This window comes from Mesorhizobium sp. M0051 (assembly GCF_040323235.1).
Taxonomy (GTDB): Bacteria; Pseudomonadota; Alphaproteobacteria; order Rhizobiales; family Rhizobiaceae; genus Mesorhizobium.
On record NZ_JAMYUT010000032.1, the window covers coordinates 1 to 14,886 of the forward strand.

The following is a 14,886-nucleotide window of genomic DNA, read 5'->3' on the forward strand; positions in this document are numbered from 1 at the left end:
CATCCCGCTCAGCCACAAACGACTCAAGGCACGATGGGCCGATCAAAACCTGCTTAGCCTCTTTACTCATATGCGATAGCCCTGCAGTCAAAGGGGATGATCGCCGCTGCTACTGGGTGAACTTTCGTATCGCCAGTCTCTCGCGGCGGACTTGGAGGGCGCGGCGGACTTGGAGGGCGGCAGCCGGCGCTTCGCTGTCAGATTCAGGTCCAACTGTTGGCTGCATGCCCACTATGCCATCTCTGCTCCGGACTCGCCGTCGCAAGCGTAAAGCCGGGGGACGCCTCTTGCAAATAGTCCTTCGAACACCATCTGCTTCGCTAGCATTTCGGACGGAGGAAAGGATGAGCATGACACGCCAAGACGTTCTCTCGATCCTCGGACGCGTCGACGACGCAACGATTGCTGAAATCATTGCGTCCGGTGCTTCGCTCGAGGAGTTAAGAGAGGCATGGGCCTGGGCTTTTGCCGATGAGGCGCTGATGAGCGAGGGACGACCGCTGCCAGGAACACGGATGGCAAATCTAATCGATCTGATCCAACCTGACGAAGACCTGGCGGATCCGGCCCAAGGGAATCCCGGCGGCAGCCATTAATTCTGAGAAGCCGGCTACAGCTTTTCGAAGACCAATCCCGATTTCGCGTGAGCCCCTAACTCTGCGAGCCTTGCCATCGCATGACGAGGCATCGGGCGGCGATTCGAATTGCCCCCGTCTTTAGCCGCTGGATGACGGGCTAGCCGTCAATATCCATAGGCTGATTTACGCCGCCAATCTTCGGCCCAGTCATCCAGTGCGGCGCCACAGGCACATTGTCGATCACACCGACCCTGCGTGCCCAAGCCGTAAACGTCTTGTGCGCCGACTCGACAGACTTCCGACCATCATACGCAGCGTAGCAAGTGTCACATGCCGCCGCGTGAAGGAGGCCTCGCCTTTCGACCGGCCATTCCTCCAGAAACTCTATCGCATCCATGAGACAAACGATCTTTCGGAGAGCAAAGGTATCGTCCCGTACGAAAATCGCATGTTTGAACATCTCACTTTCCATAATGACCTCCCTTCGAATTGCGCGCCAACCGATTTCTGCCTCGTCCTGTCGCCAAGATGAGGGGTAAGCCGACGAACCCGGCAGACCAGGCGGCAGCTGTGGAAAAGATCGGAATCGCCTCTTTTCAGTTCAAGAGGAGATGGCGAGACGAACAGCCAGAATCTTAAGGCGCCTTGCGAGCGCAGGGCCAGCATGGCAAGCAAGGGCGGGATAATGATCAAGTCTCGCGCGTTCGCCACGGTGAGGCTGTGGCGCAATGTGTCGATAAACGTCTACTCGTCAGGGCTGATCGCGTCCGGCAGTGAAGGGGTTGTCAGCGATTGAAACACGCTCACTCATCACCACCTCGATCGGCGATGCATAAATCGCCTCAAGGTTCCGCCAACGCTGGCCCATGATGCGACGCTCGCAAAGCAGCGGCGTCGCTGGCCCGCAGCAAGGCCAGTTGAAGCCGGTTCCAGAAAGATCCGCGCCGGCAATTTTCCACGACTCGTTCGCGTGCTTGGACTCGAGCGACTTCACTTGCTTGCACCTGCATCATTCGTCTCTCCGATGGAGCGAAGGATGCGCCGGAGACGGCGACGTGCCGCCTCCGGCCTGCTCTATGCGTCAGTGGGTGCCTGTCGCTTCTGATTCACGCTGACTTCAGGCCGCGTTCTTTTCGGCTTCGATCTGTCGCGGCGCTGCCTTTGCCGTGCTGCCGGCGATGGCGATCCGGCGCGGTTTCATCTCTTCGGGAAGCTCGCGCTTGAGATCGATGTTCAGCAACCCATTGTCCAGGCCGGCGCCGACGACCTTCACATGGTCGGCCAGTTCGAACCGACGCTCGAAAGCGGGCCCGGCAATGCCGCGATAGAGGTACTGGCCATTGTCCTCGCCAGGTTGCGACCCACTCACAACCAACAGGTTAGGCTGATGAGTGATTGTCAGCTGATCCTGCGAGAAGCCGGCAACCGCCATGGTGATGCGATAGTCGTCCTCACCTGTCTTGGCGATGTCGTAGGGCGGCCAATTGTCTGTCGCAGTGACGCGGCTCGCATTTTCCAGCATGTCGAAGACGCGGTCGAAGCCGATGCTGGACCGGAACAGGGGGGCAAAATCAAGGTTTGTCCTCATAGCCATATCCTCCTTTGAGCAACATGGTTTACAAGAAGGTGCCAAAAAGGCTTGGCGCCTCCTCGGCTCATGCCGGCCCCTTTTGGCGGCCGGCCAACATGAATCTAAAAATCCGTTCCTGCGCCTTCAAGAGGATAGGAAAATTTTCACGTGGCGGGTAGCTTCCCGCGCCGTGACTTGCCGCTGAGTGAGAAGGATCCGCCGGCGGAACGGTCCGCCGATGCCGGCTGACCGTATTTCGCGAGTCGATTACCGCCCGATGCGCTCCATTCAGGTCGGACTCTGCTGACGTCCTAGAAGAGCGCGATGATCCGCCTCTTTGAACAATCTCCTTTGTTGTCGTGGATCGGCAGCTTTCGCGAACCGGTGTGATTTTTGGCGTTTTCGATCGATTTTCAATGGCCGAGGTAGGTTTCAGGCGCAGGATTTCAGCCCTTTGAGCGCCATTTTTTCGGTCCGGTGAAACAATCAGCGTGCGCAGTTCTTGCGTTCGTAGGGGCATAGTCACGCAGCGGCGCCGGGGCGGCCCGGGCAGGAGAACCAATCATGTCCTACATTTCGAAGAAGCAATTATGGGCTGGGCTCGTGGCGGGAACGCTGATCCTCTCGGTCGGCGACTTTGCTCCGACCGTAGCTCAGGAGATCCCGAACGATTTCACCGAAATCGTGCGGCAAAAGCTGCCGGCAGTTGTCGCGATCACGACGAGACAGATTATCCAGGACCAGACAACACTCAACGATTTTCTCGACCCGTTCGATAGTCGCGGCTTGGGACCTGCCCAACCGCAGGTACGAGAAGCCCTTGGCTCCGGGTTCGTGATCAGCCCCGAGGGCTATATTGTCACCAACAATCATGTTGTCGCCGACGCTACCGAAGTTCACGTCCTGTTTTCCGACAAGGAATCTAAGCCCGCTCGCCTTGTAGGCCGGGACCCGGCCACGGATATCGCCGTGCTGAAGATTGAGCCGCGGCCCAACATGACAACAGTCGCTTGGGGCGACTCGGACGCAATGCAGCCGGGCGCCTGGACAATCGCGATCGGCAGTCCATTCGGGCTCGGCGGAACCGTCACAGTTGGTGTGCTTTCTGCCCGTTCACGCGACATCCAATCCGGGCCTTTTGATGATTTCCTGCAAACAGACGCCTCCATCAACAGGGGCAATTCCGGCGGACCGTTGTTTAACGTGCGCGGCGAAGTGATCGGGGTCAATGCCGCCATCGTCTCGCCGTCCGGGGGCAGCATCGGCATCGGATTCGCCGTGCCTTCGCGAACTGCCCAGAGTGTCGTCGACCAGTTGATCCGCACCGGCCGCATCGAACGCGGCTTCATTGGAGTGCGGCTCCAGGAAGTCTCGCCGTCAATTGCCGAGGCTCTTGGAATGCCAGGGCCAATGGGCGTGCTGGTTGCTTCCGTCGAGCCCGGCAGTCCGGCCGACAAAGCAGGTTTACAGTCGGGTGACGTCATCACCCGTTTCAACGGCAAGGACATTCAAAGTGTTCACGATCTAACTCTTGCAGCAGCAAATCAGAAGCCAGGGTCAAAGGCGACGCTGACTAGAATCCGGGATGGCAGCCCGCAGGAACTGGCCCTGACAGTTGGTCAACGCAAGGACGAAGAGGTGCAGACGGGCGCTGTTCCTCCCCCCGCGGCCGCAGACCAACACCTTGGACTTTCGCTCAGCCCGATCCCGGACGAGGCGCGTCAGCAACTGGGTCTACAGCCGGGCACGACCGGCGTGTACATCCAGCGAGTGGCACCCAACAGCCTTGCCGCGGAAGGCGGCCTGAGGCCTGGCGACGTGATCGTCTCGGCCAACAACCGGAATGTGACGCAGCCTTCGGATATCCAGCAAGAGTGGTCGAAATCCCGTCAGCAGAACAAACCAATTTTGCTGCGCATCGACAGGCAGGGACAATCACTTTTCGTAGCCCTGGGGGCCTCCTGATGTACAATGCGTCAGAACTGCTGCGTAGACTGCTGTGCCAAGTCCGAGCGAGTGCCAGGTGCCTGACGGAGTATCGGGTTCGACGGCGCCATAAGTCGCGCCTTCTGAGCCAGTACGCGATCTGCCCAAAAGATTGGGATACGCATCAAGGCTGCCGCTGACCTCGTTCCTCGATCACCTTCAAGCGGACGGTCAAAACCGAGCAAAGGCCCTGCTCCATGACTTGCGTCGAGACGCTGCCGAGGTGACGGCGGATTGCCGAGTGCGGGCGATCACTATTTTTCGATTTGTGTTGATGTTTCATACTCCAATGATACCGTGCTGAATATCATTTCTCATATCAGACACCACACCTCAATGATCACTGCTTCCCAGCTTCGTGCCGCCCGCGGCGTCAGATTCCGGCACCCGGAAACGCTGTTGGGCAGGCCAAACTAGATCGTACAAAGCGCTTGGCGCCACGCATTCACCGTCCTTCGTCCTCCTTTCCTTCCAGAAACACCAATGAGCCTCTCCCAGCACGTCAGCTTGCGGTCCTGCTTCTCCGCTTGGAAAGGCAAGATTCGCTCATGATCATGTATCTACGCCGATTGACCGGAAAGGAACGAAGCGAAAGAACCGATCGGCATCTCGCCCGTTTCTTGACCTTTGTCGCAGGGGCGGCCAATGCCGGCGGCTTTCTGGCGGTTCAGCAGTACACGTCCCACATGTCCGGCATCGTTTCCTCGATGGCTGATCATCTGGCGCTCGGCAACGTCGAACTCGCGCTTTCCGGGTTGGGGGCCTTGTCGTCATTCGTCGCTGGTGCCGCCTGTTCGGCAGTCCTGGTCAATTGGGGAAGGCGGCAGAGCCTGCAGGGCGAGTATGCATTTCCGCTGGTCCTGGAAGCGATCCTGCTGATCTGCTTCGGCCTGCTCGGCAGCCATCTTGCCCGCCATGAAGCCCTATTTGTGCCAATGACGGTGATGCTGCTTTGCTTCATCATGGGCTTGCAGAACGCCATCATCACCAAGCTGTCGGAAGCTAGAATTCGGACGACGCATGTCACTGGCCTGGTGACTGATATGGGCATTGAACTGGGCAAGCTGCTCTATTGGAACATCCCAGGCAATGACTCGGACGAACTGTTCGTGAAAGCAGATCGAAGGAAGCTGAGGCTGCTAGCGTCGCTTGTTTCATTGTTCTTTATCGGCGGCATCATCGGCGCCGTGGGTTTCAAACACGTCGGTTTTGCAGTGACGCTATTTCTCGCGGCCATGCTCCTCGTGCTTGCCTCCATGCCCGTCCTGGAGGATGTGTCCGTTCGCATGAGGCGGCTCTGGCCGTAGTTCGACAGACCTTTGCTACATGCCGGATTTTGCCGCGTGCCGGATTTGGCTGCACTGCCGCACCGACTTCACGAACTTTGTTCTGTGAGCACCTAATGGGGCTTCGTCATGCGGCGCTTCGCACAAAGGCCGTAGCGGCCAAGGCAGATGCGTCACGCATCATTATTTGAATGCTCTACATTTTAATATATGCTGCAACTCGTAGAGATAATATCTCAACGCTGGGTAAGAGGGGATGCGACCGTGATAACCGCTCCACAGTTGCGTGCTGCGAGGGCACTCCTTGGCATCGATCAGCGCAGGCTTGCCGAATTGTCCGGCCTCTCCGTGCCGACAATTCAACGCATGGAAGCCAGCGAGTCGATTATCCGGGGCAATGTCGATTCCCTCATGAAGTTGATCGGGGCACTCGATCTCGCCGGCGTCGAATTGATTGCCGAAGGCGCCTCTAGCCAAACGGGCGGGCGCGGCGTGCGGCTGAAGGCAGATTTTGACCCTGCCAAGGTTCTGGGCGGGGTCGATGCGGATGCCAAAATTCCCGTGAGGAGCGTGGCGTGATTTCAGGGGCCGCGGTCCTCCTATGGAGCATTGCTGCGCTCCTGGGGACTGCGGTGCTTGCGATTGCGGAAAGCCGCAGGTCGGGCTCGGGAACACACCTGATCTACAGCTTGACGCTCGGTATATCGGCGGCTGTGCTCCTGGTTCTCGCCAGCCGCATCTTCGATGATCCCGTCACTCCATCGACTGCCGCGTTGCCTCTTGGGTTGCCATGGATTGGCGCTCATTTCCGCCTGGATGCGCTCTCCATGTTTTTCCTCGTCGTCGTCAACTTCGGCGGCGCCATGGCCAGTCTTTACGGCCTCGGATACGGCAGGCATGAATCCGCGCCACATCGGGTGTTGCCGTTCTTCCCGGCCTTCCTCGCAGGAATGAATCTTGTCGTGTTGGCCGACGATGCCTTCACCTTCCTGCTTTCCTGGGAATTCATGTCACTCGCCTCCTGGGCGCTCGTCATGGCGCACCATCGCGAACAGGACAATGCACGGGCGGGTTACATCTATCTCGTGATGGCGAGCTTCGGCACACTCGCGCTGCTGCTTGCATTCGGCCTCCTGTCGGGCCCTGGCGGGAACTACACGTTCGAAGCGATGCGTGCTGCCGCTCCCACCCCTTTCGTCGCAACTTTCGTCCTGGCGCTCATGTTGCTGGGCGCGGGCTCCAAGGCGGGACTGGTCCCTTTACACGTCTGGCTTCCACTCGCTCACCCGGCCGCGCCAAGCCACGTCTCGGCTCTGATGAGCGGCGTCATGACGAAGGTGGCCATCTATGGTTTCATACGCGTTACCTTCGATCTGCTCGGTGAGCCGGCATGGTGGTCGGGCGTTGCAGTGCTTTTTCTCGGAGGCCTGACGGCGGTTCTCGGCATCCTTTACGCCTTGATGGAAAAGGACCTGAAGCGGCTTCTTGCCTATAGCACCATCGAAAACGTCGGCGTGATCTTCGTAAGCCTTGGACTGGCGCTGGCATTTAAGGCGAACGCGATGCCATCGGCAGCAGCATTGGCCCTCACCGCCGCGCTGTTCCACGTCCTCAACCATTCCTTTTTCAAGAGCTTGCTGTTCTTCGGTGCGGGCGCCGTGCTGACGGCAACCGGCGAGCGAGACATGGAGAAGCTTGGCGGGCTCATACATCGCATGCCCCTAACAAGTTTTGCCTTTCTTGTCGGCTGCGTCGCGATCTCGGCACTTCCACCTTTCAACGGGTTCGTTTCCGAGTGGCTGGCCTTTCAAGCCATATTGCAGAGTCCCGATCTGCCACAATGGGGGCTGAAAGTCATGGTGCCTGCCGTTGGTGGTCTGCTGGCACTCTCGGCGGCACTGGCCGCGGCCTGCTTCGTGAAGGCGTTCGGGATCACGTTCCTCGGCAGGCCACGCTCGGCCGCAGTTGAACGCGCGTACGAGGTCGATCGGTACTCGCTGGCGGCAATGTTCGCCCTCGCGGCACTTTGCCTGTTTGCAGGGATCCTTCCAGGTCTAGTCATAGACGGCCTCTCGTCGGTGACGCGCCCGCTGGTTGGCAGCCGCATGCCTGTGCAGATGGCGCAGGCCTGGCTGTCGATCGTGCCGATTGCAGCAAGCCGCAGTTCCTACAACGGCCTGCTGGTGTTCCTGTTCATCGCCTTTTCCGCCTCCGCCGCGGCATATGTGATCCATCGCTTCGCGTCGCATGCACTCCGCCGGGGTCCGGCCTGGGGTTGTGGTTTTCCGGATGTGACTCCAAGCTCGCAGTACACGGCCGTCAGCTTCGCGCAGCCGATCCGCCGCGTCTTCGGTACATTCGTATTCCGGGCAAGGGAAACGGTCGAAATGCCGGCCCCTGGTGAGATCGGCCCATCTCGTTTGAATGTCGAAATGCATGATGTGATCTGGGAGGTGGTCTACCAGCCCATCGCCAGGGGCATCGACTTTGCGACCGAGCACCTCAACCATCTGCAGTTCCTGACGATCAGGCGTTACCTGACCCTCGTCTTTCTTTTTCTCGTGGCCTTGCTTCTGGTGCTCGCACTATGGCCCTGATCCTTGAGTTGGGCGTCCAAGGTGCGCAGATGACGCTCGTGCTTTTGCTGGCACCGCTCCTGACCGGCTTCGTGCGCAAGGTAAAGGCACGACTGTTGCGCCGCCAGGGTCCCTCCCTGATCCAACCCTACCGCGATCTCCTGCGGCTGATGCGCAAGGAAGTCGTTCTGGCGGATAATGCATCCTGGCTGTTTCGCGTGACACCCTATCTGATCTTTGCCGCTACCTGGGTCGCCGCCGCACTCATCCCGACATTCGCCACCGGCCTCACATTCAGTTGGACCGCCGATCTCATAGCCATCGTCGCACTGCTTGGAAGCGCACGGTTCTTCCTGGCGCTGGCGGGGTTGGATGTCGGTACGAGCTTTGGCGGCATCGGCGCAAGCCGCGAGGTGATGATCGCTTCCCTGGCCGAGCCCGCTATGCTGCTGATCGTGTTCAGCCTGGCGCTCGTCGCCGGCGCCACGCAGTTGTCCACAGTCGCTGCCTTCATGGGCTCGCCACAGGTTGGCCTGCGCGTATCGCTCGGGATGTCCCTCATCGCTCTCGTGATGGTGGCGATTGCCGAAAACGCCCGCATACCGGTGGACAACCCATCGACCCACCTGGAACTCACCATGGTTCATGAAGCGATGGTGCTGGAATATTCGGGTCGACATCTGGCGATGATCGAGTTCGCGGCCTTCCTCAAACTCCTGCTTTATATGTCGTTGATTTCCTGCGTCTTTCTGCCTTGGGGGCTGGTGACCGCCCGAGCCGGACCGGGATCTTATGTTCTGGGCGTCGTTTTTTATATCGGCAAACTTGCCGTCAGCGGCACTCTCCTCGCCCTGTTTGAGACTGCCATCGCCAAGATGCGAGTCTTCCGCGTCCCGGATTTCCTCGGTGCCGCTTTGATGCTGGCCCTGCTCGGCACGCTTCTGCTGTTCGTCTCGCGGAGCCTGTGATGCACAGCCTCACCTTCGACATCGCTCACCTGCTCGCCGGCGGCCTAGTGCTGGTCAGCTTCATGATGCTGTACCAGGATCGCCTCTTTGCTCTGATCAACGTTTTTGCGCTTCATGCGATCGTCCTCGCCATGTCCGTGGCCTGGCAGGCATACATCCAGGACGCCCATCATCTCTATGTCACTGCGGCGATCGCTCTCGTTTTCAAGGCGATCGTAATTCCCGTTGGGCTTCATCGCATCATTCAGCGGCTCGGCATCCATCGCGACATCGAGACCGCCGTCGGCATCGGTCCGACCATGCTTGCCGGAATAGGCCTGGTGACGCTCTCCATGGTACTGATGCTGCGGGTCACTCCCGAGGCTGACCCCCTCGCCCGTGAGGACCTGGCCTTCGCGCTGTCTATCATATTGTTGGGGCTTCTGGTGATGGTCACTCGCCGTAATGCCGTCAGCCAGGTTGTCGGCTTCATGTCGCTCGAGAACGGCCTGGTGCTGGCCGCCACGGGAGCCAAGGGCATGCCGCTGGTCGTCGAGATAAGTGTCGCCTTCTCGATCCTAATCGCCTTCATCGTCATCGGCGTCTTCTTGTTTCGCATCCGCGAAAGGTTTGACTCGGTGGATGTCGGCGCGCTCGACGACTATAGGGGCGAACGCCGATGACCGCGTTTTCCTTCGATGCCGTGGCCGCCATTTTGGTGATACCAGTCGTCGCGGCCGCGCTTTTCGCGGCGCTGCCGAATTATCGGTTGACGGCCGGCCTGAATGTCGCTGCGAGCTTCCTGACCTTGCTCGCCGCGCTGTCACTGTTCGTGATGGAACGACCAGAGCCCGGCCAGTATCTGCTCGTCGACGATCTCAACATCGTATTCATCGTGCTCAACACGTTCGTAGCTTTCACGACCAGCGTCTTCAGCGCCTCCTATATTGCGCACGAACTGCATACCGGACGACTGACCGCGCCGAATTTGCGGTTCTACCACGCAATGTACCAGATCATGATGTTCGGCATGAACCTCGCCTTCGTGTCGAACAATATCGGTTTGATGTGGGTGGCGGTGGAGCTTGCCACGCTGACCACCGTGCTCATGGTCGGCATCTATCGCACGCATGAAGCACTGGAGGCCGCCTGGAAATATTTCATTCTGGGAAGCGTCGGCATAGCACTTGCCCTCTTCGGCACCATCCTCGTCTACATGGCCGCCCAGCCGGTTGTCGGCGAGGGCACCAATGCCATGGTCTGGACAGTGCTTATCGAGCACGCGGCGCATTTCGACCCGGCATTGCTCAACGTTGCTTTTGTCTTCTTGCTCCTCGGCTACGGCACCAAAATTGGGCTCGCGCCCTTGCATGCCTGGCTGCCCGATGCGCATGCGGAAGGCCCGACGCCGATTTCCGCAGTGCTGTCGGGCTTGCTGCTGAACGTCGCGCTCTATGCCGTTCTGCGCTTCAAGCTGCTGCTCGCGGCAAGCCCAGAAGCAATCGCGCCTGGGCCACTGATGATCACGATGGGGCTGACATCGCTTGTTTTCGCAGCCTTCATGCTCTACCGCCGCCGCGACATCAAACGCCTGTTCGCGTACTCCTCGATCGAGCACATGGGCATCATCGTGTTCGCTTTCGGCATGGGTGGCCCGCTCGCCAACTTTGCCGGCCTGCTGCACATGGTCATGCACAGCCTGACCAAGTCGGCGATCTTTTTCACGGTCGGACATATTGCACAGGTCAAGGGGACGCAAAACATAGCGGAGATCCGGGGACTGACGGAGACGCATCCAGGGCTTGGCTGGGCGCTCGTCATCGGCGTCGTCGCCATTGCCGGCCTCCCCCCGCTCGGCATCTTCATGAGCGAATTCCTGGTCGTGAGTTCGACATTTGCAAGACACCCCCTTTTGGCGATGCCGTTGGTATTCGGAATTCTGCTCGCTTTCGGAGCCTTGCTGCTTCGACTGACCGGCGTCGCTTTCGGCGAACCGCACGGCAGCACCGCGCCCGCCAAAGCGTCCTACGTTCCGATGTATTCCCATTTGGCGTTGGTGTTTGCCGCCGGCATCTATCTGCCGCCTCCACTGGTCACATGGTTCCAGCATGTCGCAAGTATCCTGGGGTGAAGCGGACGGAAGAAAAAGCATGCCCGCACTGATCGACTTCATTCTCGCTGGCCAACGCGTCGAGAAGCATGCCCCGTGGCCGCGTGCTGTGGCGACCCCGAGAACATGGAGCTTTGCCATCGAGCAACTGGTCGAGGGTCACTGGAGCTTGCTTGGTCTGTGGGGTGAGCCAATCACCGTCCACATGGCGCTTCTCGATGAAAATGCCAAGGACATCGGCGTTGTCAGCCTGGAATGCCGGGATGGCCGCTACCCGTCGGTCGGCCGGCTACATGCGCCCGCGTTGCGCCTCGAACGCGCGGCCGCTGACCTGTTTGGGCTCTTGCCGCAAGGCGCGCCCGATACACGACCGTGGCTTGACCATGGCCACTGGGGTGTCAGCTATCCATTGGCCACCCGTGTCCGGACATCTGCCCCGACAGCGTCCCCCTACCCCTTCCTGCCTACCGAGGGGGAAAGCCTGCATCAGATCCCGGTCGGGCCCGTGCATGCCGGCATCATAGAGCCGGGGCATTTCCGGTTCACGGCGAGCGGCGAAACGGTCGTCCGGCTCGAGGAGCGCCTCGGATATACCCATAAGGGCATAGAAGGTCTGATGGCGGGGTCCGATATCGATCGCGCCGGTAAGCTGGCGGGCAGAATCTCGGGTGACAGCACCGTGGCATACTCCCTTGCATTTGCCCGCGCGGTCGAAGCGGCGCTGGGTATCCAGGTTCCATCACGTGCGGTCTGGTTGCGGGCGCTCATGGCCGAGTTGGAGCGCCTGGCCAATCATCTGGGCGACATCGGCGCCATCTGCAATGATGCTGCCTTCGCGATCATGCATGCCCACTGCGGGGTATTGCGCGAGCGTGTATTGCGGGCAAGCGATGCTGCTTTCGGCCATCGTTTGGTGCGCGACCTTATCGTACCCGGAGGGGTGGCAAGCGAACTAGGCGAGGAGGGAGCGCGCGCGGTTCGGTCGGTGATCGCGGAGATCAGGCAACGCTTCCCTCACCTGATTGAACTTTACGACAACACTGCCTCGCTGCAGGACCGGACCGTCGGAACCGGCCGACTTAACGTGCAGCTTGCCCGGCAATACGCAGCCGGCGGCTATGTCGGTCGCGCCTCTGGTCGCGACTTCGACGCGCGGCGCAGTCCGGGCTACTCCCCTTACGACGAACTCAATTTCGAAATAGCTGTCCTTAAGGAGGGCGACGTTAATGCCCGCGTCTGGATCCGCATCCGCGAGGTCGAACAGAGCCTGTCGCTCATCGAGCAAATCCTGGAGCGGCTGCCCGGCGGTCCGATCCGCGTTGATCTCGCCGCAGCAGACGGGCCGCGCGAGGGCATGGCGCTGGTCGAGGGTTTTCGGGGCGACATTCTGGCCTGGCTGCGTATCGGCAAAGGCGGCTTGGTCGAGCGCTGTCACCTGCGCGATCCGTCATGGTTTCAATGGCCTCTGCTTGAAGCGGCGATCGAAGGAAACATCGTCGCCGACTTCCCGCTGTGCAACAAATCCTTCAACTGCTCTTATTCAGGCCACGATCTCTGAGGGTACGCTGTCATGCGCAAGCTGCTTTTTGAAAGCCTGATACGTCCGCCGCTGACAGAGCGTCCGCCGGCGGCGAGCGACACGGCGGTCGATGAACTCGCGCGCGCGCTCGATGGCGCTGCTCACAAACGATTGGGGCGAAGCCTGTCGATCCGGGCAGTCGATGCCGGTTCCTGCAATGGCTGCGAGCTTGAGATGAACGCTCTCAGCAACGCCTTCTATGACATCGAGCGTTTTGGAATCCGCTTCGTCGCATCGCCTCGCCATGCCGATGTACTGCTCGTCACCGGGCCCGTGACCAAGAACATGCGAGAGGCGTTGAAGCGAACCTACGACGCAACTCCCAATCCCAAATGGGTGGTCGCACTCGGAGATTGCGCCAGGAACGGCGGCTGTTTCGCCGGCAGCTATGCCGTATTGCGCGGCGTGTCGGAGGCTCTGCCCGTCGACCTGCACATTCCGGGGTGCCCGCCACCGCCAATCGAAATTCTGAAAGGCCTGCTCGCCTTGCTTGAGGGCGTGAATTCAAAGAGTGGTCCCCGAAGTTGAATATCGATGTGGAGGCTTACCAGGCTGGCCTTGTCGCTGCATGTGTCCAATGCATAGGGCTGTCATAGAACGCCTGCTGGCGACGCCTGCAACGACTTCATTCCATCGGCTGGGTCGGCGGCGGTGTTTTCGGACTCATCATCGCGCTAAGCTGGCGTCAAAAGCGCTGATGAAAACGTCCACTTCCGCGGTGTTGGGCGTCCCTTTGGACGCCAGCTTTCATTGGAGAGCGCCGTCGTGAGCTCGGTGCATCCGTGGTAAGCTTGGTCGATAATCAAGCCGCCATCATGCCGACTGAGCAACATGGCTATCTGCATCGCCAGGTCGTTGGCTTCGCTGCCCGAGTTGACGAAGATGCAGGTGTCGAGGTGATCAGGCAGGTCGGCGGTCAGGCGCGCTGCGTACTCGACCGCCACGTCGCACATGTAGCGCGTATTGGTGTTCAGCGCGCTGGCCTGGCGGTAGATCGCTCTCGCCACATGCGGATGGCAATGACCAATCTGGGGGAGGAGATCGTTGGCTGGCTGAGCGACAGCTCCATTTGTGCTGCAGATATGCCGCCATTGCGAACCACGCTTTCAAAGACACGAAACAAGTGGAGATCGGGGCCGGATATCTTCATGAATGCAAATTGCACCGAATGCGCTGGACGGCAAATCGTGGCGATACCCGCGTGTGGCGAGATCTGGGCGCAAGCAGCGCGGAACTGGGTCGAGCCAGCTTGTCTGTCGGCGCGCTTAGAGAAACGTTTACTCCGCCGAAATTCGATTGGCGAGCAATAGCTGTCGAACGACTGGAGGGGGGTTCTGCTTGCGCCAAGCGAGCCAGAAATCGACCGTATGGGTCCACCACGACAAGGATCGGAATTTGACGCCGGGTACTTGCGCCCGCGTGGCGCTCGCGGGGACGAAGCCTCGGCCCACGCCGGCCTCGACCAGCCCAAGCATCGCCGAAAGCTGAGACACTTCGTAACGAATTTCGGGCCGAAAGCCGGCGCTGGCATATTGCTGAGCAAACCGGACCTGCCAGTTGGTGTCCTCTTCCCGTGGCACAACGACCCATGCCGCCCCGTCCAGATCGGGCGGCCGGATCTGCCGCTTCCCAGCCAGCCTGTCGTCCACCGGCAGTGCTAGGAGAAGGCGATCCGCCAGCAGCTTGTGAACCACAACATCATCGTTTTCAGAGCGTGGCGTGTAGACGATCCCGGCATCGATCACTCCATCCGCGAGCGCCTTTAGCTGCAGTTCGCTATTGAGCGGTACGAGATCTACGGCGAGCGACGGGCAGCGCGCGCGCAGTTCCCGCAGGTGCTTCGACAGAAGGCCTCCTTGCATGGCTCCATCGACGTATCCAACCCGTATGCGACCCTGCTCTCCGGATGACAGCGATTGGGCTCGCTGCTTGAAGCCGTTGACCCGACTGAGGATCGCCTTCGCGTCATCCAGCAGCACCGCGCCGACGGCCGTCAAAGTCAAGCGCTGCTTCTGTCTCCGGAACAGGTCGACGCCCAACTCGCTTTCGAATTCCCGAATGGCCCTGCTCAGCGGCGGTTGCGACACGCGCAGGCGCTGCGCAGCCCTTGTCACAAGCTCGTTCTCCGCAACCGCGACGAAATATCTCAAATGACGCAGATCCATCTCATACCATGTTGATCTGAACTCATATCAAGAAAGTCCTTTTCGGTATAGCATGCCGCGCCTAGGTTGTCGCGAAATTTGCCAAAGGA

The 14,886-nt window shown here is 59.8% G+C and carries 14 protein-coding genes and 1 pseudogene; 10 read left to right on the top strand and 5 right to left on the bottom strand.

Annotated features, from left to right (window positions below; genetic code table 11):
• Positions 1 to 344 precede the first annotated feature (344 nt).
• Positions 345 to 596 (top strand): hypothetical protein, encoded by a 252-nt coding sequence (locus NKJ90_RS26750; RefSeq protein ID WP_023763185.1) that lies wholly within the window; start codon positions 345 to 347, stop codon positions 594 to 596.
• A gap of 139 nt (positions 597 to 735) precedes the next feature.
• On the opposite strand, the gene NKJ90_RS26755 is transcribed toward NKJ90_RS26750, so the two are convergent.
• The 3 genes from NKJ90_RS26755 to NKJ90_RS26765 all read right to left on the bottom strand — a co-directional run bounded on the left by NKJ90_RS26755 (position 736) and on the right by NKJ90_RS26765 (position 2,166).
• Positions 736 to 1,050 carry a DUF982 domain-containing protein gene (locus NKJ90_RS26755; protein ID WP_023763184.1) on the bottom strand — a complete coding sequence of 105 codons (315 nt, stop codon included), beginning with the start codon at positions 1,048 to 1,050 and terminating at the stop codon, positions 736 to 738.
• Between the two features lie 279 nt (positions 1,051 to 1,329).
• Positions 1,330 to 1,572, bottom strand: coding sequence for a hypothetical protein (locus NKJ90_RS26760; RefSeq protein WP_023763183.1), 243 nt, complete (start codon positions 1,570 to 1,572; stop codon positions 1,330 to 1,332).
• A 123-nt stretch (positions 1,573 to 1,695) separates the two neighbouring features.
• Entirely contained in the window at positions 1,696 to 2,166 is a 471-nt protein-coding gene (locus NKJ90_RS26765) for an Hsp20 family protein (RefSeq protein WP_352487161.1), read from the bottom strand.
• Between the two features lie 546 nt (positions 2,167 to 2,712).
• On the opposite strand from NKJ90_RS26765, the gene NKJ90_RS26770 reads away from it, so the two are divergent.
• From NKJ90_RS26770 to NKJ90_RS26810, 9 genes and pseudogenes are all read left to right on the top strand, one after another.
• On the top strand, positions 2,713 to 4,113 hold the full coding sequence (locus tag NKJ90_RS26770) for a Do family serine endopeptidase (RefSeq protein WP_023758332.1): 1,401 nt from the start codon (positions 2,713 to 2,715) through the stop codon (positions 4,111 to 4,113).
• Between the two features lie 569 nt (positions 4,114 to 4,682).
• Positions 4,683 to 5,429, top strand: a pseudogene (locus NKJ90_RS26775) (YoaK family protein); the annotation flags it as partial.
• 255 nt (positions 5,430 to 5,684) lie between these two features.
• A complete protein-coding gene (locus tag NKJ90_RS26780) occupies positions 5,685 to 5,999 on the top strand; it encodes a helix-turn-helix domain-containing protein (protein ID WP_023758334.1) in 315 nt (104 codons plus the stop codon).
• Positions 5,996 to 8,017 carry a hydrogenase 4 subunit B gene (gene hyfB / locus NKJ90_RS26785; protein WP_502904949.1) on the top strand — a complete coding sequence of 674 codons (2,022 nt, stop codon included), beginning with the start codon at positions 5,996 to 5,998 and terminating at the stop codon, positions 8,015 to 8,017. Before NKJ90_RS26780 ends, hyfB begins: the two co-directional genes overlap by 4 nt.
• Positions 8,008 to 8,964, top strand: coding sequence for a respiratory chain complex I subunit 1 family protein (locus NKJ90_RS26790; protein WP_352487162.1), 957 nt, complete (start codon positions 8,008 to 8,010; stop codon positions 8,962 to 8,964). The genes hyfB and NKJ90_RS26790 overlap by 10 nt, the downstream gene beginning before the upstream one ends.
• On the top strand, positions 8,964 to 9,626 hold the full coding sequence (locus NKJ90_RS26795) for a hydrogenase-4 component E (protein WP_023758337.1): 663 nt from the start codon (positions 8,964 to 8,966) through the stop codon (positions 9,624 to 9,626). The genes NKJ90_RS26790 and NKJ90_RS26795 overlap by 1 nt, the downstream gene beginning before the upstream one ends.
• Positions 9,623 to 11,074, top strand: coding sequence for a hydrogenase 4 subunit F (locus tag NKJ90_RS26800; protein WP_352487164.1), 1,452 nt, complete (start codon positions 9,623 to 9,625; stop codon positions 11,072 to 11,074). Before NKJ90_RS26795 ends, NKJ90_RS26800 begins: the two co-directional genes overlap by 4 nt.
• Before the next feature lie 19 nt (positions 11,075 to 11,093).
• Positions 11,094 to 12,611: a hydrogenase large subunit gene (locus NKJ90_RS26805; RefSeq protein WP_352487166.1), complete on the top strand. Its 1,518-nt coding sequence runs from the start codon at positions 11,094 to 11,096 to the stop codon at positions 12,609 to 12,611.
• A 12-nt stretch (positions 12,612 to 12,623) separates the two neighbouring features.
• Complete coding sequence (locus NKJ90_RS26810; protein ID WP_023758339.1) at positions 12,624 to 13,160, top strand: NADH-quinone oxidoreductase subunit B family protein; 537 nt, start codon at positions 12,624 to 12,626, stop codon at positions 13,158 to 13,160.
• 146 nt (positions 13,161 to 13,306) lie between these two features.
• On the opposite strand, the gene NKJ90_RS26815 is transcribed toward NKJ90_RS26810, so the two are convergent.
• Complete coding sequence (locus NKJ90_RS26815; protein ID WP_352487188.1) at positions 13,307 to 13,714, bottom strand: aminotransferase class III-fold pyridoxal phosphate-dependent enzyme; 408 nt, start codon at positions 13,712 to 13,714, stop codon at positions 13,307 to 13,309.
• A 195-nt stretch (positions 13,715 to 13,909) separates the two neighbouring features.
• A complete protein-coding gene (locus NKJ90_RS26820) occupies positions 13,910 to 14,797 on the bottom strand; it encodes a LysR family transcriptional regulator (RefSeq protein ID WP_023758341.1) in 888 nt (295 codons plus the stop codon).
• Between the last annotated feature and the right edge of the window lie 89 nt (positions 14,798 to 14,886).

Excerpts from the sequence above, each read along its gene's own strand:
- NKJ90_RS26750 (WP_023763185.1), top strand. The coding sequence starts at position 345 with ATGAGCATGACACGCCAAGACGTTCTCTCGATCCTCGGACGCGTCGAC.
- NKJ90_RS26755 (WP_023763184.1), bottom strand. The coding sequence starts at position 1,050 with ATGGAAAGTGAGATGTTCAAACATGCGATTTTCGTACGGGACGATACC.
- NKJ90_RS26765 (WP_352487161.1), bottom strand. The coding sequence starts at position 2,166 with ATGAGGACAAACCTTGATTTTGCCCCCCTGTTCCGGTCCAGCATCGGC.
- NKJ90_RS26770 (WP_023758332.1), top strand. The coding sequence starts at position 2,713 with ATGTCCTACATTTCGAAGAAGCAATTATGGGCTGGGCTCGTGGCGGGA.
- NKJ90_RS26790 (WP_352487162.1), top strand. The coding sequence starts at position 8,008 with ATGGCCCTGATCCTTGAGTTGGGCGTCCAAGGTGCGCAGATGACGCTC.
- NKJ90_RS26795 (WP_023758337.1), top strand. The coding sequence starts at position 8,964 with ATGCACAGCCTCACCTTCGACATCGCTCACCTGCTCGCCGGCGGCCTA.
- NKJ90_RS26800 (WP_352487164.1), top strand. The coding sequence starts at position 9,623 with ATGACCGCGTTTTCCTTCGATGCCGTGGCCGCCATTTTGGTGATACCA.
- NKJ90_RS26805 (WP_352487166.1), top strand. The coding sequence starts at position 11,094 with ATGCCCGCACTGATCGACTTCATTCTCGCTGGCCAACGCGTCGAGAAG.
- NKJ90_RS26810 (WP_023758339.1), top strand. The coding sequence starts at position 12,624 with ATGCGCAAGCTGCTTTTTGAAAGCCTGATACGTCCGCCGCTGACAGAG.
- NKJ90_RS26820 (WP_023758341.1), bottom strand. The coding sequence starts at position 14,797 with ATGGATCTGCGTCATTTGAGATATTTCGTCGCGGTTGCGGAGAACGAG.